Annotated in this window: 25 protein-coding genes; 18 read left to right on the forward strand and 7 right to left on the reverse strand. The window is 72.4% G+C overall.

The window, feature by feature from the left end; translation table 11 throughout:
- Positions 1 to 972, forward strand: coding sequence for a nucleoside triphosphate pyrophosphohydrolase (locus AB0H52_RS05800; protein ID WP_357945475.1), 972 nt, complete (start codon positions 1 to 3; stop codon positions 970 to 972).
- Positions 973 to 1,044: 72 nt separating this feature from the next.
- The gene (locus tag AB0H52_RS05805; RefSeq protein ID WP_151491728.1) at positions 1,045 to 2,664 is read left to right on the forward strand and encodes a DUF885 domain-containing protein; all 1,620 of its coding nucleotides are present in this window, start codon (positions 1,045 to 1,047) and stop codon (positions 2,662 to 2,664) included.
- An 84-nt stretch (positions 2,665 to 2,748) separates the two neighbouring features.
- On the opposite strand, the gene AB0H52_RS05810 is transcribed toward AB0H52_RS05805, so the two are convergent.
- Positions 2,749 to 3,441 (reverse strand): hypothetical protein, encoded by a 693-nt coding sequence (locus tag AB0H52_RS05810; RefSeq protein WP_357945478.1) that lies wholly within the window; start codon positions 3,439 to 3,441, stop codon positions 2,749 to 2,751.
- A gap of 213 nt (positions 3,442 to 3,654) precedes the next feature.
- Here AB0H52_RS05810 and eno point away from each other — a divergent pair, with 213 nt between their 5' ends.
- The 7 genes from eno (at position 3,655) to AB0H52_RS05845 (ending at position 9,210) form a co-directional block, all read left to right on the forward strand.
- Positions 3,655 to 4,938, forward strand: coding sequence for a phosphopyruvate hydratase (gene eno, locus AB0H52_RS05815; RefSeq protein WP_151491726.1), 1,284 nt, complete (start codon positions 3,655 to 3,657; stop codon positions 4,936 to 4,938).
- A 78-nt stretch (positions 4,939 to 5,016) separates the two neighbouring features.
- Entirely contained in the window at positions 5,017 to 5,658 is a 642-nt protein-coding gene (locus tag AB0H52_RS05820) for a septum formation initiator family protein (RefSeq protein ID WP_151491725.1), read from the forward strand.
- Positions 5,659 to 5,690: 32 nt separating this feature from the next.
- A complete protein-coding gene (locus AB0H52_RS05825; RefSeq protein ID WP_151491724.1) occupies positions 5,691 to 6,248 on the forward strand; it encodes a DUF501 domain-containing protein in 558 nt (185 codons plus the stop codon).
- The gene (locus tag AB0H52_RS05830) at positions 6,245 to 6,766 is read left to right on the forward strand and encodes an amino-acid N-acetyltransferase (protein WP_151491723.1); all 522 of its coding nucleotides are present in this window, start codon (positions 6,245 to 6,247) and stop codon (positions 6,764 to 6,766) included. Before AB0H52_RS05825 ends, AB0H52_RS05830 begins: the two co-directional genes overlap by 4 nt.
- Before the next feature lie 47 nt (positions 6,767 to 6,813).
- Positions 6,814 to 7,755 (forward strand): Ppx/GppA phosphatase family protein, encoded by a 942-nt coding sequence (locus AB0H52_RS05835; protein ID WP_357945551.1) that lies wholly within the window; start codon positions 6,814 to 6,816, stop codon positions 7,753 to 7,755.
- A 151-nt stretch (positions 7,756 to 7,906) separates the two neighbouring features.
- Complete coding sequence (locus tag AB0H52_RS05840; RefSeq protein ID WP_357945484.1) at positions 7,907 to 8,239, forward strand: PadR family transcriptional regulator; 333 nt, start codon at positions 7,907 to 7,909, stop codon at positions 8,237 to 8,239.
- Positions 8,236 to 9,210 carry a hypothetical protein gene (locus AB0H52_RS05845; RefSeq protein WP_357945487.1) on the forward strand — a complete coding sequence of 325 codons (975 nt, stop codon included), beginning with the start codon at positions 8,236 to 8,238 and terminating at the stop codon, positions 9,208 to 9,210. The genes AB0H52_RS05840 and AB0H52_RS05845 overlap by 4 nt, the downstream gene beginning before the upstream one ends.
- Before the next feature lie 18 nt (positions 9,211 to 9,228).
- On the opposite strand, the gene AB0H52_RS05850 is transcribed toward AB0H52_RS05845, so the two are convergent.
- Entirely contained in the window at positions 9,229 to 9,609 is a 381-nt protein-coding gene (locus tag AB0H52_RS05850) for a hypothetical protein (protein WP_357945490.1), read from the reverse strand.
- Between the two features lie 67 nt (positions 9,610 to 9,676).
- Between AB0H52_RS05850 and AB0H52_RS05855 the strand changes: the two genes are divergently transcribed.
- On the forward strand, positions 9,677 to 9,850 hold the full coding sequence (locus AB0H52_RS05855; RefSeq protein ID WP_357945493.1) for a DeoR family transcriptional regulator: 174 nt from the start codon (positions 9,677 to 9,679) through the stop codon (positions 9,848 to 9,850).
- Positions 9,851 to 10,099: 249 nt separating this feature from the next.
- Here AB0H52_RS05855 and AB0H52_RS05860 read toward each other — a convergent pair whose 3' ends face one another.
- The 5 genes from AB0H52_RS05860 to AB0H52_RS05880 form a co-directional block, all read right to left on the reverse strand.
- Complete coding sequence (locus AB0H52_RS05860; protein ID WP_357945496.1) at positions 10,100 to 10,618, reverse strand: hypothetical protein; 519 nt, start codon at positions 10,616 to 10,618, stop codon at positions 10,100 to 10,102.
- 99 nt (positions 10,619 to 10,717) lie between these two features.
- Positions 10,718 to 11,023 carry a hypothetical protein gene (locus AB0H52_RS05865; RefSeq protein ID WP_357945498.1) on the reverse strand — a complete coding sequence of 102 codons (306 nt, stop codon included), beginning with the start codon at positions 11,021 to 11,023 and terminating at the stop codon, positions 10,718 to 10,720.
- A complete protein-coding gene (locus AB0H52_RS05870; RefSeq protein ID WP_357945501.1) occupies positions 11,023 to 11,217 on the reverse strand; it encodes a hypothetical protein in 195 nt (64 codons plus the stop codon). Before AB0H52_RS05870 ends, AB0H52_RS05865 begins: the two co-directional genes overlap by 1 nt.
- Positions 11,218 to 11,582: 365 nt before the next feature.
- Positions 11,583 to 11,819 carry a DUF397 domain-containing protein gene (locus AB0H52_RS05875; protein WP_357945504.1) on the reverse strand — a complete coding sequence of 79 codons (237 nt, stop codon included), beginning with the start codon at positions 11,817 to 11,819 and terminating at the stop codon, positions 11,583 to 11,585.
- 9 nt (positions 11,820 to 11,828) lie between these two features.
- Entirely contained in the window at positions 11,829 to 12,710 is an 882-nt protein-coding gene (locus AB0H52_RS05880) for a helix-turn-helix transcriptional regulator (RefSeq protein WP_357945507.1), read from the reverse strand.
- Between the two features lie 322 nt (positions 12,711 to 13,032).
- On the opposite strand from AB0H52_RS05880, the gene AB0H52_RS05885 reads away from it, so the two are divergent.
- The 8 genes from AB0H52_RS05885 (at position 13,033) to AB0H52_RS05920 (ending at position 19,560) form a co-directional block, all read left to right on the forward strand.
- On the forward strand, positions 13,033 to 13,557 hold the full coding sequence (locus AB0H52_RS05885) for a hypothetical protein (RefSeq protein ID WP_225854684.1): 525 nt from the start codon (positions 13,033 to 13,035) through the stop codon (positions 13,555 to 13,557).
- A gap of 198 nt (positions 13,558 to 13,755) precedes the next feature.
- The gene (locus AB0H52_RS05890) at positions 13,756 to 14,442 is read left to right on the forward strand and encodes a dienelactone hydrolase family protein (RefSeq protein ID WP_357945510.1); all 687 of its coding nucleotides are present in this window, start codon (positions 13,756 to 13,758) and stop codon (positions 14,440 to 14,442) included.
- A 19-nt stretch (positions 14,443 to 14,461) separates the two neighbouring features.
- On the forward strand, positions 14,462 to 15,175 hold the full coding sequence (locus AB0H52_RS05895) for a uracil-DNA glycosylase (RefSeq protein ID WP_357945554.1): 714 nt from the start codon (positions 14,462 to 14,464) through the stop codon (positions 15,173 to 15,175).
- Positions 15,176 to 15,196: 21 nt separating this feature from the next.
- On the forward strand, positions 15,197 to 15,985 hold the full coding sequence (locus AB0H52_RS05900; protein WP_151491718.1) for a DUF4129 domain-containing protein: 789 nt from the start codon (positions 15,197 to 15,199) through the stop codon (positions 15,983 to 15,985).
- Positions 15,982 to 16,566, forward strand: a complete 585-nt coding sequence (locus AB0H52_RS05905; RefSeq protein ID WP_357945513.1) for a hypothetical protein — start codon at positions 15,982 to 15,984, stop codon at positions 16,564 to 16,566. The genes AB0H52_RS05900 and AB0H52_RS05905 overlap by 4 nt, the downstream gene beginning before the upstream one ends.
- Positions 16,566 to 17,573 carry a MoxR family ATPase gene (locus tag AB0H52_RS05910; protein ID WP_151492183.1) on the forward strand — a complete coding sequence of 336 codons (1,008 nt, stop codon included), beginning with the start codon at positions 16,566 to 16,568 and terminating at the stop codon, positions 17,571 to 17,573. Before AB0H52_RS05905 ends, AB0H52_RS05910 begins: the two co-directional genes overlap by 1 nt.
- Positions 17,573 to 19,003 (forward strand): DUF58 domain-containing protein, encoded by a 1,431-nt coding sequence (locus AB0H52_RS05915; RefSeq protein WP_151492184.1) that lies wholly within the window; start codon positions 17,573 to 17,575, stop codon positions 19,001 to 19,003. Before AB0H52_RS05910 ends, AB0H52_RS05915 begins: the two co-directional genes overlap by 1 nt.
- Positions 19,000 to 19,560, forward strand: a complete 561-nt coding sequence (locus AB0H52_RS05920) for a hypothetical protein (RefSeq protein ID WP_357945516.1) — start codon at positions 19,000 to 19,002, stop codon at positions 19,558 to 19,560. The genes AB0H52_RS05915 and AB0H52_RS05920 overlap by 4 nt, the downstream gene beginning before the upstream one ends.
- The last annotated feature ends 103 nt before the right edge of the window (positions 19,561 to 19,663 follow it).

The raw sequence follows: 19,663 nt of genomic DNA on the forward strand, positions 1-19,663 counted from the left end.
ATGACGGCACGGATCGTCCTGCTGGTCACCTCGCCCCGGCTGCCGGCCGGTCTGCTGACCGCCGCCGCCTGGGACGTCGTACGCCAGCACCCGGTTTTGACCGGCGCGGAGAGTGAGTTGACCACGGCGGTGCGCCAGGCGGGCGCCGAGGTGACCGTGGTGGACGGCCCGGCGACGCAGCGGCTGCTGGACACGGTGGCCGAGCACGGCACGGCGGTCTGGTTGGCCGGCCCGGCCGGCGATGAGGCCCTGGCCCGTGAGTTGGGTCTGCGGCTGGCCCGGGAGCCGGGGCTGGCCGAGATGGAGCTGATGTACGGCTCGTGGGATCCGCCGGGCGCCCGGCTGCTGGACGCGGTGGCCGTGCTGGATCGGCTGGCCTCGCCCGGTGGTGACCCGTGGAAGCGGGCGCAGACGCACCGCAGCCTCGCCGGGTACCTGCTGGAGGAGAGCTACGAGGCGTACGACGCGATCGACGCCGACGACACCGACGCGCTCCGCGAGGAGTTGGGTGACGTGCTCCTGCAGGTGGTGTTGCACGCCCGGCTCGCCGAGGAGTTGCCCGAGGGTGAGCGGTGGACCATCGACGACGTGGCCGGTGGCCTGGTCGACAAGATGATCCGGCGTAACCCGCACGTCTTCGCCGGCGCGGAGGCGGGCACGCTGGAGGAGATCACCGCCAACTGGGAGCGGATCAAGCGGGCCGAGAAGGCACGCGAATCGGTGCTGGACGGCGTGGCGCTGAGCCAGCCCGCCCTCGCCCTGGCCGCGCAGATCCTGGACCGTGCCGCCCGCGCAGGTTTGTCGGTCCCACCCCCGCTGGCCGCCACCCAGGTCGACGCCGAGGCGAGACTGGGAGCCAGCCTGCTGGCCACGGTAGCGGCGGCCCGCGAGGCGAACCTGAGTCCGGAACAGGCCCTCCGCCGCGCGACCCTGGCCTACGCCGAGGCCGTCCGCATCGCCGAAACTGGTTGATCAACCGGCCCGGAACTGACGCAGACCTTTTGATCAACACGCCCGGGGCGGGCCGGTCGGTAGGGTGGTCCGGTGGAGGAGTTCGGGGTACTCGCTGAGCGGGTTGTTGAGGCACTACTGGAGGCGCGGCCCGGGGTTGCCACCTCGGCGGGGGATCACCGGTTCGACGACCGGCTCCCGGATCTGTCGGCCGGGGCGGTGGCCGGCGATCTCGCGATGCTCTCCGACGCGGCGAACGCGCTGTCCGAACTGGACCCGGACTCGCTCGACGTCGACGACCAGGTGGACCACGCGCTGCTCACCTCGTTCGTCGACCGGGAGCTGTTCGAGCTGACCGAGATCCGCTCGCACGAGTGGAACCCGCTGCGGCACAATCCCGGCCCGCTGCTGCACCCGCTGCTGGCCCGCCCGTACGCCCCGGCCGAGGTGCGACTGACCCAACTGGCCGGCCGGCTCGCCGCCGTACCGGACGCCCTCGCCACCGCCCGCGCGACCCTGCGGGACATGCCGCGCATCCACGCCGAGACGGCGGTCGGGCAGTTCACCGGCACGGCCGCACTGATCCGCGACCAACTGCCGGGGCTGATCGCCCAGGCGCCGGGCAGCCTCGACCGGGTGGAGCCGGCGGCCACCGCCGCGATCGCCGCACTGGAGGAGTTCGTCGCCTGGCTGCGTGCCGGCCTCGCCGCCGACGCCGGCCCCGGCCGCGACCCACGGCTGGGCCGCCGCCGGTGGGAGGCACGCCTCTGGCACACCCTGGACACCGAGCTGGGCGCCGCCGAGATCCAGCGCCGCGCGTGGGCCAACCTGGACCGGGTCACCGCGGAGATCCGCGAGGCGGCCGTCGAGCTGGTCGGTGGCCGGGCCGACGACGAGGCGGTACGCCGGGCACTCGACGTGCTCGCCGCCGAGCACCCCGACGACGCGACCATCGTCGAGCTGGCCGGCATCACCCTGGACGAGGCGACCGACTTCGTCCGCGCCCACGACCTCGTCACCCTGGTCGACGACCGGTGCGTCATCCAGGAGATGCCGGAGTTCGCCCGTGGCGTCGCCGTCGCGTACTGCGACTCGCCCGGCCCGCTGGAGACCGCGAACGTCCCCACCTTCTACTGCATCGCGCCCACCCCGTCGGACTGGCCCGCGCAGCGGGTCGAGTCGTTCTACCGCGAGTACAACGACCACATGATCCGCAACCTGACCGTGCACGAGGCGATGCCGGGGCACTTCCTCCAGCTCGCCCACGCCCGCCGCTACGTCGGTGGCACCCGCGTGCGGGCGCTGGCCGAGTCCGGCCCGTTCGTCGAGGGCTGGGCGGTGTACGCCGAGGAGCTGATGGCCGGGCTCGGCTTCGGCGGTCTGCCGGTGCGGTTGCAGCAGCTCAAGATGCAGCTGCGGATGACCATCAACGCGCTGCTCGACCAGTTGGTGCACGCCGAGGATCTGCCCGAGGCCGAGGCGATGGCGTTGATGACCGGGCGGGGCTTCCAGGAGGAGGGCGAGGCGGCCGGCAAGTGGCGCCGGGCGCTGCTCACCTCCACGCAGCTGTCCACCTACTTCGTCGGGTACAGCGAGGTGGCCGAGATCGCCGCCGCCCGCCCCGACGGGGTGCCGGTGCGTGACTGGCACGACGCGATGCTCGCCCACGACTGCCCACCCCCGCGCCACCTGCGCACCCTGCTGGGTATCTGAGCAACCGCCGCTCACCAGCCAACGCCCGCGCCGAAACGCGCCGCGGACGCAGCGAGACGGCGCGGGCGCAGCGGGCCGCGCGGGTTACGGGCGACCGGGGCGGCGGTCCACCACGTTCGCGCCCGCCGGCGGGTCGAACGCGTCCTGCTGCACCGTCTCGGAGTAGCGGCTCAGTGCCAGTTCCATCGGCTTGCCGTCGACCGGCCCGGTGAAGCTGCCCAGCACGCCCTCCGTGGTGATGCAGGCGGTGAAGTCGCCGTCCGCGCGTTGCACCTCGACGCAGGTGGCGTGGCGGCCGGCGACGGTGGTGTCGGTCTGCTTGATGGCGGCCTGCGGGTCGAGCGCCGCGGCGGTCAGCAGCCCCACCACCACCGGTGGAGTGGCCAGGCCCTGCCGGTTGGCCTCGGTGAAGAGCGCCACGGTGGGCTTGCCGGCGGGTGTGGGCGGTGCGACGAGTGTGCACTCCGTGCGACTGCCGGTGGCGGTGCACCGGGTGACCGCCTCCGGGGTGACGGTCAGCCGCCCACCCGGGTAGGTGTACGACGAGCGGGCCGGATCCTGGGCCTGCACGATCGCGGCGGTCTGGCCACCGGGGAGTTGGTAGTCGGCCGAGTAGGTCAGCTCCAACGCCCGGTCGAGGCGGGCGGCGAGGTCGTTGACGAGGTCGGAGCGTTCCATGGCCACTCCGGCGTCCTCGAATGTCTGACAGCCGGTGACCGTGAGCGACGCGATGACCGACACGGCGAGCATGCGGAGGGTGGTCGAGGCGGCGGGCATGGCGACCAGCCTGGTGGATCTGGTCCGCGCAGCGCAAACTCGTTGCCGGTTGACGCCCGGAAATCCGGGAATGTCCGTCAGCCCGGGACGACTCGGGTGCGCGGGCGACGCCGTGTCCGTTCCCGTGGCCCGATACGCTGCGTTCAACACCTGCCTCAGCCGCACCGTCGCGGCCCACCCACGGACCGGATCACAACAACGAGGAGCGACTCAGTGGCAACCATCGAGGGAATCGTCGCCCGGGAGATTCTCGACTCGCGGGGCAACCCCACGGTCGAGGTCGAGGTCGGCCTGGACGACGGCACGGTGGCTCGCGCCGCGGTGCCCTCCGGCGCCTCCACCGGCGCTTTCGAGGCGATCGAGCTGCGCGACGGTGACGACGACCGCTACCAGGGCAAGGGCGTGGAGAAGGCGGTCTCCAACGTCGAAGACAAGATCGTCGACCAGATCATCGGGTACGAGGCCAGCGAGCAGCGCCTGATCGACCAGAAGATGCTCGACATCGACGGCACCGACAGCAAGTCGGAGCTGGGCGCGAACGCCATCCTCGGGGTGTCCCTCGCGGTGGCGAAGGCGGCCGCCGGCAGCGCCGAGCTGAGCCTCTTCCGCTACCTGGGCGGCCCGAACGCGCACCTGCTGCCGGTGCCGATGATGAACATCCTCAACGGTGGCGCGCACGCCGACTCCAACGTCGACATCCAGGAATTCATGATCGCGCCGATCGGCGCGCCCACGTTCCGTGAGGCGCTGCGCTCCGGCGCGGAGGTCTACCACGCGCTGAAGTCGGTGCTGAAGAAGAAGGGCCTGTCGACGGGTCTCGGCGACGAGGGTGGCTTCGCGCCGAACCTGCCGACCAACGCCGCCGCCCTGGACCTGATCGCCGAGGCGGTCGAGAAGGCCGGCTACCGGCTCGGCACCGACATCGTGTTCGCGCTCGACGTGGCGGCGACCGAGTTCTTCGACAACGGCACCTACACGTTCGAGGGTGCCGCGAAGTCCGCCGAGGAGATGAGCACCTACTACACCAAGCTCGCCGACGCGTACCCGATCGTGTCGATCGAGGACCCGCTGGCCGAGGACGACTGGAGTGGCTGGCAGACGCTGACCGCGTCGATCGGCGACCGGGTGCAGATCGTCGGTGACGACCTGTTCGTCACCAACCCGCAGCGCATCGCCCGTGGCATCGCGGAGAAGGCGGCGAACGCCGTCCTCGTCAAGGTCAACCAGATCGGTTCGCTGACCGAGACCCTGGACGCGGTGGACCTGGCCCACCGGGCCGGCTTCACGTGCATGATGAGCCACCGCTCCGGCGAGACCGAGGACACCACCATCGCCGACCTGGCGGTGGCCACCGGCTGCGGCCAGATCAAGACCGGCGCGCCGGCCCGCTCGGACCGGGTCGCCAAGTACAACCAGCTGCTCCGGATCGAGGAGGAGCTGGCGGACGCGGCGCGCTACGCCGGCGCCGGTGCGTTCCCGCGCTACCGTTCCGCCTGAGACGCTGCCGGGAAGCCCCGCTGCGGGGCTTCCCGACACCCTCTGTAACGCACGAAGCCTCGGGGGAGGGGTGTGACGATGCAGCAGCGCCGCACACCGGGTGGTCAGCGTCCCGCCCGCCGGCCGGGTCAGTCCGGCCGGCCGGGCGGCGGCCGGGCCACCCGTGGGTCGGTCCGGGAGGCCGGGGTACGCGCCGAGCCGCGGGGTGCCGCCGGTCGGGCGCCGGGCGCGGCCCGGGGCGCCGACGGCGTGCGCTCCGCGAACCGGCCGGCCGCCGCTCGGCGTACCGCCGCCGGCGGTGCGGTCAAACGGCTCGTCGCACCCCATCCCCGTCGCTTCACCGGCCGGGCCACCGTGCTGTTCGCGGTGCTGATCGCGCTCGCCCTGGCCTACACCTACCCGGTGCGGGTCTACCTGGACCAGCAGGCCGACATCGAACGGATGGAGGCCGCGCAGGCAGTGCAGGAGGAGGAGATCGCCAAGCTCGCCGCCGAGGCCGCGAAGTGGCAGGACAAGGCGTTCATCGAGACCAAGGCCCGGGAACGGTTCTTCATGGGTCGGCCGGGCGAGAAGATGATGGTGGTCCTACACGATCCGGAGGGCGCCGCCCGGGACGCCGGGAAGTCGGCCGGCCCGGCCGCCCCGGCGGGTCCAGTGACCTGGTACGACACGCTGTGGTCCAGCGTGCAGGCGGCGGACAGCCAGCAGCCGGGCAAGTGACCAACCGACCAGCACCAGGAGAGATGGGCACCGTGACAGTCGTACCACCGTCGGAGCCGGCGGCGGATTCCGTACCTCTGCCGCAGCGGGAACCGGCCACGGAGGCCGACCTGGCCGCGGTGGCCGCGCAGCTCGGCCGCCCGCCCCGGGGCACCCGGGCGGTGGCGCACCGCTGCCCGTGCGGCCTGCCGGACGTGGTGGAGACGACGCCGCGCCTCGCCGACGGCACCCCGTTCCCGACGCTGTACTACCTGACCTGCCCCCGGGCCACGGCGGCGTGCAGCCGCCTGGAGTCGGCGGGGTTGATGAAGGAGATGGCCGACCGGCTGACGACGGACCCCGAGCTGGCCGCGCACTACCGGGCGGCCCACGAGGACTACCTGGCGCGTCGGGAGGCGATTGGCGAGGTGCCGGAGATCGCCGGCATCTCGGCCGGCGGGATGCCGGGCCGGGTGAAGTGCCTGCACGTGCACCTGGGCCATGCGCTGGGCGCGGGGCCCGGCGTGAACCCGTTCGGCGACGAGACGCTGGAGCTGGTCGAGCCGTGGTGGACGGCCGGGCCGTGCGTGGACGTGCCCCCCACCGAATGAGAGCTCAGACCGAGGGGCAGATCCTGGTGCGGCCGGCCCGCACCGGTGATGTGCGGGGCATCCGACGGCTGGTCGACACGTACACCGACGACCGGCGGCTGCTGAGCAAGGCCACCGTGACCCTGTACGAGGACGTGCAGGAGTTCCGGGTGGCGGTCCGCGCCGAGGACGGCGTGGTGGTGGGCTGCGGCGCGCTGCACGTGATGTGGGAGGACCTGGCCGAGATCCGGACGGTGGCGGTGGATCCGTCCTGCCGGGGCCAGCGGATCGGTCACCGGCTGGTGGGTGAGCTGATCGACGCGGCCCGCGAGGTGGGCGTGGCGCGGATCTTCGTGCTCACCTTCGAGACGCGGTTCTTCCACTCGTTCGGCTTCCGCGAGATCGACGGCGCTCCGGTGCCACAGCCGGTGTACGAGCAGTTGCTGCGCTCGTACGACGAGGGTGTCGCCGAGTTTTTGAACCTGGAGCGGGTCAAACCGAACACGCTGGGCAACACCCGGATGCTGCTGCGCCTGTGAGCTGAGTCCTCGCCGGGCTGTCGTAGGGTTGCGGGGTGACGACGCGTGTGGCGGCCATCGACTGCGGGACCAACTCGATCCGACTGCTGGTCGCCGACCTGCCGGAGGCGTCGGCCGGGTCGCAGGCGCCGCTGATCGACCTGACCCGGCGGATGGAGATCGTCCGGCTGGGGCAGGGCGTGGACCGGACGGGCCGGCTGGCGCCGGAGGCGATCGAACGGACCCGGGTGGCGTTGGCGTCGTACGCCGCCGACATCGAGAAACTGGGCGCCCAGCGGGTTCGGATGTGCGCCACCTCGGCCTCCCGCGACGCGGCGAACGCCGCCGACTTCACCGAGATGGTGCAGGCCACCCTCGGGGTCGCCCCCGAGGTGGTCACCGGTGACGAGGAGGCCCGGCTGTCGTTCACCGGCGCGGTGCGCGGGTTGCCGGCCGACGCGCGGGAGCCGTTCCTGGTCGTCGACATCGGTGGCGGCTCGACCGAGTTCGTGGTCGGTGACCGGGCCGGCGGGGTGCGGGCGGCGATCTCGGTGGACATCGGCTGCGTCCGGATGACCGAGCGGCACCTGGTCGGCGATCCGCCCAGCCGGGGGCAGGTCGCCGCCGCGCAGGCCGACATCGCGGCGGCGGTGGACCGGGCGCTCGCGGTGGTGCCCGGCCGCGAGGCGGCCACGCTGGTCGGCCTCGCCGGCTCGGTCACGACCGTGGTCGCCATCGCGCAGGACCTTCAGGAGTACGACCCGGAGCGCATCCACCATGCCCGGGTGTCGTACGAGGCGGTGGCCGAGGTGACCGGGGACCTGCTGGGTCGGACCAGCGCGCAGCGGTTGGCGATTCCGGTGATGCACCCGGGCCGGGCCGACGTGATCGGTGCGGGCGCGCTGGTGCTCCGCGTGATCATGGAGCGGGCCGGCATGCCGGCCGTGGTCGCCTCGGAGCACGACATTCTCGACGGCATCGCCTGGAGCCTCCAGCCCGCCTCACGCTGACCGCGTGATCGACTCGCCTTCAGTGAAGGTGGGGTGTCCGGGCGGCGTTGATGGCCCGTTTTCCAGGAACCCGAGTGGATCATGGCGGCGCGTGGGTGTGTCGCGGCGGATTCGTTGACGGTACTTCGCAATACGCAGTAGTGTGCAATGCGTGGACACCACACAGTTGCTGAAGGGCGTGCTCGATCTCGCCGTCCTCGCCGTGCTCCGGGAGGAGGACGGCTACGGCTACGACATCCTGCGCCGGCTGCGTGAGGCCGGCCTGGAGGAGGTCGGCGACGCCTCGGTCTACGGCACGCTGCGCCGCCTCTTCGCCGCCGGCCTGCTCACCACCTACGTCGTGCCGAGCGAATCCGGGCCGCACCGTAAGTACTACGCACTCAACGCCGCCGGGCGCGACCAGTTGACCCGCTCCGGCAAGCTCTGGCGTTCGTTCGCCACCACCATGGACAGTCTGCTCGACGATCGGGGGATGGCGGTATGACCGTCACGGAGCAGGAGATCACCGACTACGTGGCGCGGGTCCGGGCCGTCCTGGCCGACCTGCCGCCCGCCCAGCGTGACGAGCTGACCGAGGATCTCGCCGACCACCTCGCCGAGTTCGCCGCCGAGACCGACGGCACGCTCGTGCAGCGGTTGGGTGAGCCCGAGACGTACGCCGCCGAGTTGCGCGCCGCGGCCGGCGCGACCGGGCCGGGTGGACGCAACCTGGACCAGCGGGTCGCGTCCGCGGTGGTCCGGGTCCGTGGCCGGCTGCGCGTGCTCGACTCCCGGCTCGGCCCGGTTCTGGGGTACGAGACGGCGAGTGATTTCCTGCGGTTGCTGCGCCCCGCCTGGTGGGTGGTGCGCGGCTACCTGGCGGCGATGCTGGTCACCGTGATCACCACGGGCGGCGAATTCGGCCTGCTGCCCCGATTCGGTGGCGAGTTGCTGGCCGGCGTGATGATGTTGGTCGGGTTCGTGCTCGCCTCGATCTGGCTCGGTCGCCGTTCCGGGCGGTTGACCCGCTGGCCACGGTGGGCGCTGCACGCCGGCAGCCTGGTGCTGGTCGTCTTCGCGCTCGCCGCACTGGTCGACGCGGAGGGCCGGCGCGACGACGGCTACTACGACCAGACCTCGGTCGACAGTCAGTACAGCCAGGTCCGTGACGTCTTCGTCTACGACAGCGAGGGCAAGCTGGTGGAGAACGCCCGGCTGTTCGACCAGAACGGCAACCCGATCCGTCTGGGCTACCACCCGGACTGCCCGATCTCGCTTGACGTCTATGGCCAGCCGTTGCAGCCGGCGTACCCGTACTGCGTCGAGCAGGCGCCGTTCGGATTCCGCGCCCCGAACGGGCGCGTCCCGACACCGACCGCCGTCCCGACACCGACCGGGCCGACCGCGACGCCCGAGCCGACCGTCACACCGTCCGGCACTCCGAGCGCCGAGCCCACTCCGACCCCGACGAGCTGAGTGTTGATGTGAACTGGATCATGCGACGGAGGCTGCGGCCTTCACCTCGTCGATGGCGCGGGCGACCGCGATGGCGTCGCGGCCCCGCGACCGCACCAGGTCCACTTTCCGCTGCGCGTCGTCGGAGATCCGGACGGCGGCCGTCGACATCGCCATCTGCGACGTCAGCTTGCCCAGCACCGGGATGACCGCGCCGATCACGGCGATCGGGACGGTGGTGGCGGCCAGGCCGTGCACGAGAACCGCGGCGACCGACACGGCCAGCAGCAGCCAGCCCAGCACGATCGGGGTGCGCGACTGCGACGCGGACCGGCGGTGCGCCCGCGTGATCAGGGCGATCGGCAGGCCCCACAGGATGGCCGTCTGCCCGGCATTGAAGATCTTTGCGCGTGCGGTCACTGAGTCAGCCCCTCGTGGCGTCCGGTGTCGTCGATCGCCACTGTCGCCACACGACTAGCCTGACGGCATGGTTACCGTGACCGTGATCGAGGTGCGATCATCCGGGGGCAGACATCAGGTGATCGGAGAACGCCTCTTGATCAGCGAGTGGATGAGCGTCGCCGAGGCGGCCGAGATCCTGGAGGTCTCCGACCGGACCGTTCAGCGCTCGCTCAAGGACGAAGCCCAACGCGCCGAATAGTGGGGCGAGGAAGGCGACGGCTGGCGATACAAGCCCCTGTCCCGCCGAGGCATCTACCAGCTGCGCCGCGACCGGGTGTTCAAGCTGGCCGGGAGAGCGCCCGACGCCTGACCCCCGAACGCGAACCGGCCCCGCTCTCGCAGGAGAGCGGGGCCGGTTGCTGTCACATCGTGGGCTGGCCGCTACCGGGGCAGCGAGCGCGACTACCCTCCGCCTGATGGGGAGGACAGGGCTGGCCAGGCCGGGGGCCTACACGAGCGCCGCAGACGGAGCACTGGGACTGAGGTGCCATGATCGGACTCCTTCAAGAGGGATTTGGTAGTCCGGGTACGGGTCGGTCTCGGGCTCGCGCACCTGGCCCGACGCCGCCAGGCCACGCAGATAGATCACCGAGCCGTCGCGGGCGGTGATCCGGAGCGCCGCGGCGATCGGCCCGTGCGTTCCCTCCTGGCGGCAGAGGTCCCACGAGGCGAAGACCTCGGGGCGGGCGGCGTCGAGGAGTTGGTGCGCCAAGACGAGGATTCGAGCTGCCCGCCACCGCATCGTTATCGGCTCGGTGGGCAGCGGCACCGGCGTGGCGTCACGCGGTGCGGGGAAGGCGGTCAGGAGGGCCCGTGTGTCCGATGACCGGTGCAGTACCGAGACTCCGGGGGGTGACTGTCCGCCGACCTCGGAGTCCCGGCCGTACCGCGCGATCGCGGCGATGTCCGGGTGGTCGGAGGCCTGCAGCAGGGCCTCCATCACGTCCAGGGCCTGGGATACCTGCACGGTGCTCTCCGATCTGGTTGGCGGGATCTGGGCAGCTCACGGGCCGGGTCAGTGTAGCGGCGCAGCTCGGCGGGCCCCGGCTCCTGGCCGTGATGGCGCTTATCGGGTCCACGCCACGAACCGCTCGTGCAGCTCGGCCGGCGGCGTCTTCGGCATCTCCACCAGGGCGGCGGTCAGCAGCGACGCGAGGTACATGGACAGGCTGATTCGGTTTTCCCCGTACGCCTCGATCAGGCGCTCACGTGCCGGCTGGCATGGCCAGGGGGTGTTCGGGTCGCAGGCCTTGCAGGTCCACGCCGGCCGGCTCGGCATGTGCTGCCCCTCCAGGCGCTGCTCCAACGCCCTGACCGAACGGGCCGCCAGCTCGGCCCGAGCGGCCCGGACCGACGTCGGCACCTCGCCCATCACCGGTTGCCGCCGGCGGAGCGACGCAGCTGCCCCGGGGTCATCAGCGGGGACAGTGTCGTGATGAGCGTAGGCCCGTCCCACGTCGGCCGGTCGGGGGCGGGGTGGGCACCGGCGCGCTGCGGGTAGCAGGTGGCCGGGCCAGTCTGGTCGAGCTGTACGGGCCGGCGGCGCCGGCGGAACGGGAGCCTCATCGCGGTGCCCTCTCGCCTCAGGGACTGAGGCGGCCGGCTCCTCTGCGCGGCCGCCCCCGCCCTTCCTGGGTGGGGCGCGGCGGCGGGCTCCGCACGGGGGTCGGTGTCCGCCGCCGCTACCCGGGGCGCGGTGCTCGCGGACGGGGGGGACCGTCGCTCATGCCGTGCCCGGCTGGTGGTTGCGACCGCAGCCGAGATGGGGTGCTGAGGTGTCCGCGCGGCCGCATCCTGTGCGTCGGCATAATTCGCTCCGGCATCCATCACACTGACATCCTGCGCTCAAGGTCACAAGGGCAACACGGGCGGCAATATAGAAGAGGGCCGACACCAACCGGTGTCGGCCCTCTGGTTGAGCTGGGGTCAGGTCAGATGTGGTCGAACGCCCCCGAACGCGCTCCAGACAGGAAGGCGGACCACGACCTCCTCGGAACCACCTGGATCGGTGCGTCGGGGCCGGCCTCGCTCTCGACCAGGGCCACGTCACCGGAGCCGTCGGCCGAGGCGGAGACGTACAAGCAGCCCTCGTTCGGCCCCGAATCCGGGCTCTTCATCCACTGCGTAAACCGAGGGTCGGATGTGTTCGTGAACTGCGGGTCGGACATGGGTTCTCCTCAGATCGTGGTGGCCAGCGAGCTGGCCACCTCGCGGATAAGCGCCGCACTGTCCTCGTCAGACAGTGCGGCACGACGTAGCCGCAGATGCAGCTGCGCATACCCCGCCACCTCGGCCGGGTCGGTAACAAGAGCAACGCGCACGGCGTTGTCCACAGCCACGATCGGCGGGTCCTCTGGATCGGGGTAGGTCACATAAACGAACGGCGCCCGGGGCGCGTATCCATCATCGAGACAGGCGTCAACCGGCACAACGCGAATGCTGACGCCCTTACCGATCAGCGAGAGCAGATGATCGAGCTGCTCCCGCATCACCGGTGCCGGGACCGGATGACGGCGGATGGCCTGCTCCTCCAGGACCAGGCTGTACTCCGTCGCCCCCTCGGTGGCGACTCGCCGCTGCCGCTCCAGGCGGCCAGCCACGATCGGTGCCGGGTCGGCAGCCGGGTCGTCACCTGTCACGGCCAGGATGCGGTGACGGGCGTATGTCGCCGTCTGCACCACGCCGGGGAGGAGCAGGCCGGCGTAGTCGCGAACCTGGGAAGCGCCCGCTTCGATCAGTGCGGAGAGGCGCTGCCCGTCGCCCATCCGCGAGTACGGTGCCGCGTCCCACCAGCGGGCGGCTGAGGCGTCCTCGGTGTAGCTCTCGATGGCGGCCCATTCCTGGCTGCCGCGTGGCACCTCCAGCGCATCGAGGAGCCGGCGGACGGTCAGGAGGTTTGCCCTGCGCAGATCGTTGACCGGGTTCTCGATGCGCGAGATGACGGAGGCGGAGACACCGCTCTTGCGGCCGAGTTCAGCGTGGTTGTAGCCGTGGCTGGTACGTAGGTCATGCAGGGCGGTGGCGAGCCGTCTCATCTTGGCCAGCGGGTTGGGGGTCAACCTGGGCTCTCCTTGCCGAGTCGAATTATGCCGGTCGGCATCGAGGGTACTCATCGTGCGTGCTCCGGTGTAGAGACCGGCGTCGGTGCGTCCCGATACTCTGGAGGTGCCCCTCGACGCGGGTCGGGCGCGGCGGCACGACCGGAGGGCTCGGCAGCGTCAGCCGGGCCCTCCGGCACGTACCGGGGGCCCCAGACCCGGGGTGCCCAGTTGGTACGCCGTACGTGGGAAATAGCTGAACGGACGAGGCGAGCGGGACGGCACCGGAAATCAATGATCGTTACGGTGTCGTCTGCTCATCAACCCCTCGGAAGGATCCACCGTGTCAGACCAGGTCGCACCGCCCTCCGCGCCCGAGGCAGCGCCGTCCCAGCCGGCCGACGAGACGCCCAAGTCGGTCGACGAGACGGCCAAGGCGGCGGTCGACACGCCGCAGCCGGCGGAGCCGGAGGCGAAGAAGTCCGGTGCCAAGAAGGCGCTCGGCATCATCGGCGCGATCGTCGTGTTCCTCGTCATCGCCGGCCTGAAGTTCGGTATCGGCTCGGCGATCGGCAACTACCTGAACAAGGACGAGACGGCCGACGCCAAGGCCGGTGACTGCATCGCGGAGCTTCCCGAGATCACCGGCACCGAGGAGGAGAAGGTCGACGGGGCGAAGGTCGTCTCCTGCACCTCCACCGACGCGGCGTACAACGTGGTCGGTCGGGTGGACGGGCAGAGCGAGGCACAGGCCAAGGCCGGCACCGCGTGCGACCAGTTCCTCAAGCAGGGCGATGATGGCTACGTCTTCTACAACATCGAGCCGGGCAAGACGGGCTACGTGCTCTGCCTGACGAAGAAGGCCTGACCGGCCTTCGCGGTACCGACGGCGGCGGGGGAGACGATCCCCGCCGCCGTCGGCGTACCCGGAGTCACCGGCGGGCGAACAGGAGGTGAATGCCACTGTTTCCGCGTCTTCCCGACGGCCGCGCGGCGTGGCAGGCTACCGGCACGTAGGACCACTGGGCGACCAGCCAACGATGACTGACCGCTAGGAGGACGGCCGATGGGCGAAATGGTGCGCTACCGCAGCAACGGGGGCACGAGCGAGGGGTATCTCGCGATACCCGCCAGCGGCACGGCCAGCCCCGCCGTCATCGTCATCCAGGAGTGGTGGGGCCTGGTCCCGCACATCCGGTCGGTGGCGGACCGGTTCGCCGAGGCCGGCTTCGTCGCCCTCGCACCCGACTTCTACCACGGTGAGGCCACCAGCGCGCCGGACGAGGCGCAGCGCCTGCTGCTGGCCATGCGGATGGACGAGGCGGCGAAGGACATCGCGGGCGCGGCCGACTACCTCGCCGAGCGGCCCGAGGTCACCGGCAAGGTCGGTGCCGTCGGCTTCTGCGCCGGCGGCAGCCTGGCCCTCTGGTCGGCCACCAGCTCCGAGCGGATCGTCGCCACCGCCGGCTTCTACCCGGTGCTGCCGTGGGAGTCGATGCGCCCCGACTGGGCCGACTACGCCGGCAAGGCCGCCGTCATCCACTGCTCCGAAGAGGACGGCACGTCGACCGACGAGCGTGTGCAGACCGCCCGCCGGGCCATCGAGGAGGCCGGCGGCACCTGCCAGCTCTACGACTACCCCGGCACCTCGCACGCGTTCTTCAACGACGACCGTCCCGAAGCGTTCGACCAGCGGTCCGCCGCCAGCGCCTTCGCCCGGACACTGGAACTCTTCCGGGCCAAGCTTGGCTGAGCCGCGTACCCCCGAGCAGGTGGTCGCCCGCGCAGCGCGGGCGACCGACCTGGCCGACCTCGACGCGGCCGTGAGCGACTGTTTCGCCTGCCCCCGGCTCGTTCAGTGGCGGGAGGAGGTGGCGCGCACCCGCCGGGCCGCCTTTCGCGACCAGGAGTACTGGGGTCGACCGGTGCCGGGCTTCGGCACCGCCGACGCGCGGATCGGCATCCTCGGGCTGGCGCCCGCCGCGCATGGCGGAAACCGCACCGGCCGGATCTTCACCGGTGACCGCTCCGGCGACGTGCTCTTCGCCGCCCTGCACCGCGCCGGGCTCGCCAACCAGCCGACCAGCGTCGCCAGCGACGACGGCCTGACCCTGCGGGACACCCGGATCTTCGCGGCCGTCCGGTGCGCGCCGCCGGACAACAAACCCACGCCCGGCGAACGGGACACCTGCGCTCCCTGGCTGCACCGCGAGGTCACCCTGATCCGGCCCACCCTGCGCGTCGTGGTGGTGCTGGGCGCGTTCGCGTGGGCCGCGTGGTGGCCGGTGCTGACCCGGGTGTACGGGCAGCGCCCGCCCAGCCCGCGACCGGCGTTCGGCCATGGGGCACACTGGTCCGCAACGGACGCACCGGAGTTGCTCGGCTGCTACCACGTCAGCCAGCAGAACACCTTCACCGGGCGGCTGACACCTGAGATGTTGGACGACGTCTTCGGCCGGGCCAAGCAGCTGGCCGGAGTGGACTGAGACACGCGTGGGGCGGTGGCGATGACAGACGGTACGCGCCCGCCCACGCCGTACCCGGCCGCCGAGGCGGGGGTGCTGCGCCCGGCGGTCGGCCTGCTTCGGCGATGGTGGCCGGTGGGCACGATCGCCGTCCTGCTCGTCGGCGCGGCGTTGGCGTCCGCGCACTCGTCGATCGGGGCCAGCCGGATCCCGCCGGCCGCGGACAACGTTCCGTGGGTGCCCGAGTATCCGACCGCCGAGCCGCCGCCGTCGATCCCGGTGGAGCCGCGCGAGGCCGGAGAGGCCACCCAGGCGCACATCCCGCAGTGGATCGCGACGGTGGCGATGGTGCTGCTCGGCGTGGCCATCCTCGCCGCTCTCAGCTACCTCGGCTGGATCCTGCTGCGTGGCCTGCGGCGTCGCCGGGCGACCCGCGCGCTGCCCGCGCAGCGGTCCCGGCGGACGGCCGAGGGCACCGCCCGCGACGTGGTCGCCGCCCTCGACGCCGGTCTGGTGGAGCTGGACGACGCCGCCACCGATCCCCGGGTGGCGGTGATCGCCTGCTGGGTACGCCTGGAGGAGGCCGCGGCCACGGCGGGCGTGCCCCGGCGTACCGGCGACACCCCCACCGACCTGGTCAGCCGGCTGCTGCGCGGTGACGCCGAGGCGGGGGTGCCGGCGATCGTCAGCACCGACGTGCTGGCCGAGTTCGCGTACGTCTACCGGGAGGCCCGGTACGCCACCCGCCCGGTCGACGAACGCACCCGCGACCAGGCCCGCGCCGCGCTGCGCCGGCTCCGCCAGGAACTGTCGACGGCGGTGGCCGGATGAGCAGCACCAGCATCGACGACCTGCTCGCCTTCGAGGAGGAGGCGGCACCGGCCGGCCCGCAGGAGCGCGGCTCCCGGGCCCGCCCGGTCCTGCGTTCACTCGCGGCGGCCGCCGCGGTGGTCGCCGTGCTGCTCGTCGGCCTCCGCGCGGTCGGGCTCCAGGTCTCGCTGCCCGTGCTGATCGCCGGGGTGCTCGCCGTGCTGGCGGTCCGCCGGGTCACCACCCTGCTCGCGCCGCCACCCCCGCCCCCGCCCGCGGGCCGGACGGCGACGGGCGAGGAGGACGGCAGCTACCGCTGGGGCTCCCGGGACGCGCTGCGCGCGGCGATCAACGGCTGGGAGCGGCCGCTGGACTGGTCGTCGGGCCACCGTGAGCGGTTCACCGAGCGGATCCTGCCGCGCCTCGGCGAGCTGGCCGACGAACGGCTGCGCCAGCGTCACGGCCTCACCCGCGAATCCGATCCGACCCGCGCCCGAGCGTTCCTCGGCGACCAGCTCTGGAGCTTCCTCGCCACCCCCTCCCGCCGCCCCCCGTCGCCCCGCGACGTCGCGGCGATCGTCGCCGAACTGGAGAAGATCTGATGAACGACGTGGACCGGAGCATTCCCCCCGCCGAGGTCGGCCACCTGGCGCGGGCGGTCCTGGACGCGGTCGGCACCGTCGTGGTCGGCAAGCGGGACGCGTTGGAGCTGGTCCTCGCCGGCATTCTGGCGGGCGGGCACGTACTCCTGGAGGACCTGCCAGGGCTGGGCAAGACGCTCACCGCACGCTCCTTCGCCCAGGCGCTCGGGCTGGACTTCCGCCGCCTCCAGTTCACCCCCGACCTGCTGCCCGCCGACGTCACCGGCTCGTTCCTGTACGACCAGCGCAACGGTGACTTCACCTTCCGGGCCGGCCCGGTGTTCACCAACCTGCTCCTCGCCGACGAGATCAACCGGACGCCGCCGAAGACGCAGTCCGCGCTGCTGGAGGCCATGCAGGAGAAGCAGGTCTCGGTGGAGGGCGTCACCTACAAGCTGGACGAGCCGTTCCACGTGCTGGCGACCGCCAACCCCATCGAGTACGAGGGCACCTACCCGCTGCCCGAGGCGCAGCTGGACCGCTTCCTGCTCCGGGTCTCCTTCGGTTATCCGGAGCACGAGGAGGAGTGGGAGGTGCTGCGCCGCCGGATGGGCCGCCGCCGCGAGGAGGCGGACATCAAGCCGGTGGTCGACGCGGCCACCCTGCGGGCGATGCAGGCCGCCCTGGAGGACGTGGTCGTGGAGGATTCCATCGGCCGCTACATCGTGTCCCTCACGGCGGCCACCCGGGAACACCCGTCGGTGCTGGTCGGCGCGTCACCCCGTGGCTCGTTGGCGCTGCTGCTGCTGGCCCGCGTGCGCGCGGTGTTCGGCGGCCGGGACTACGTCGTGCCGGAGGACGTCAAGGAGGTGGCGGCACCCGCGCTCGCCCACCGGATCACGCTGCGTCCGGAGATGTGGCTGCGCCGCGTCGACCCGGCGTTCGTGGTCGGCGAGGTGCTGGATGCCACGCCCGCGCCGGCCAGCGGTGCGTTGCCGAGCTACGCCGCCGGCGGGCCCCGGCGCTGATGACCGGATCGACCGTGCCGCACGCTGCCGAGCCGGAGCCGGCCGCCGGCTGGGCACCCACCCGGGCGCTCGGTCGGGCTGTGCTGCTCGCCGGCCTGCTGCTGGTGGCGGGGGTCCTGCTGGGCCGGGCCGACCTGATCGTGCTGGCCGCGCCGTTCGCGCTGGGCACCGCGTACGCGCTGCGCCGCCGGCCCACCGCGCTGCCGCAGGTCTGGATCAGCTCCGGTGACGAGGGGCCGCTGGTCGAGGGCGGCGACGTCACGGCGGCGGTGAGCGTCGGTAACCCGGACACGGTCGACTACGACCTGGTGGTGGTGCGGTCCCGGGTGTCGCCGTGGCTGCGCATCGATCGGGCCGGCTTCGCCAGTGCGGAAGCCTCCGACGACGCGCCGGCGGCCGATGCCGCGGCACCCTCCGGCGGCGGCACCGGCCGGTCCGTGGCCGATCGGCCGTTCGTGACCTCGGTGCCCACCGGCGCAGCCGTGGATCTGGAACTCGCCGGCCGGGCCCTGCGCTGGGGTCGGCATCCCGTCGGCCCGGCCGGAGCCCGGGTCGCCACGGCGGGCGGCCTGCTGGTCTCCCGCGCGGTGATCACCGAGCCGGTCGGGGTGCGGGTCTACCCGCGTACCGAGCCGTTCGAGGCGGTGGAGGCGATGCCCCGAGCCGCCGGCCTGGTCGGGGCGCACCACTCCCGCCGGCCCGGCGAGGGTGGCGAGCTGGCCGGCGTACGGATCTTCGCTCCCGGTGACCGGCTGCGCCGCATCGACTGGCGGGTGTCGCTGCGCGCCCGGCAGCTGCACGTGGCGGCCACCCTCTCCGACCGGGACGCCGAGGTGGTGGTGCTGCTCGACGTGCTCGCCGAGGCCGGCCGTTCGGGTGGCGTGGGTGGTGCTGCCTCGGTGCTGGACACCACCGTGCGGGCCACCGCGGCGATCGCCGAGCACTACCTGCACCGCGGCGACCGGGTGTCGCTGCTGGAGTACGGGCCGGGGGCGCGACGGTTGCGCCCGGCCGCCGGCCGCCGGCAGTACCTGACGGTGTTGGAGTGGCTGCTCGACGTCCGCGCCGACTCCTCTCCGCACGAGCCGTACGACCAGGTTTTCGGCCCGCAGCTGCTCTCCTCGGACGCGCTGGTGGTGGTGCTCACGCCGCTGCTGGACGAGCGGTCGGCGCAGATGTTGGCCCGGCTGGCTCGTGCCGGGCGGTTCGTGGTGGCGGTCGACACGCTGCCGACCGACCTGACCCCGCCGCGGGATCGGGGCTGGGCGGAGGTGGCGTACCGGCTGTGGCGGTTGGACCGGGAGACCATGATCGGGCAGTTGCGGGAGCACGGGGTGCCGGTGGTGCGCTGGGCCGGCGCCGGCAGCCTGGACCAGGTGTTGCGGGATGTGGCCCGGCTCGCCACGGCCCCGAGGGTGGGTGGCCGGTGAACGCCGTCGTCGAGCGGGTCCGGGCCGCGCGGGCCGCCGTCGGGCGGATCAGCCTCGCACCGCTGCTGGTCCGGGGCGGGATCTTCGTCACAGTGCTGGCCGGGTTCGCGCTGGCGTTCCCCGCCGAGGTGCTGACCGGTCGACCACTGCTCTTCCTGACGGTGGTGGCGCTGCTGCCCACGGTGGGACCACGCCGGATCTGGCCGACCTTCGCGGCTGTCGTCATGGTCGGTGGTTGGGTGCTCGCCACCGACGGATACGGCCGGCCGGTGGCGCTGTGGCGGCTGCTCGCCCTCGCCACGCTGCTCTACCTGGGGCACACCCTGTGCGCGCTGGCCGCGTTGCTGCCGTACGACGCCGTGGTGGACCCGGAGCTGATCACCCGGTGGCTGCTGCGGGCGGGTGCGGTGGTGCTGGGTTCCGCGGTGCTCGCGGTGCTGCTGTTGCAGGTCGCGGGCCTGGGTGGCGAGACCGGCCACCAGTGGGTCACCGTGCTCGGACTGCTGGTGGCGGTGGGTACGGCCGCGTTGCTGGGCTGGCTGCTGCGACGCAGGTAGCCCGCTGGGACAGCAGGGTTACGCAGGTCACAGAGGTTGTGCTCCGTCACAGATGGGGGGCGCGGGCGGGATTACCTGAGCAGGCCGGGGAAAGATAGATGAC

This window comes from Micromonospora sp. NPDC050695, assembly GCF_040654415.1.
Taxonomy (GTDB): Bacteria; Actinomycetota; Actinomycetes; order Mycobacteriales; family Micromonosporaceae; genus Micromonospora.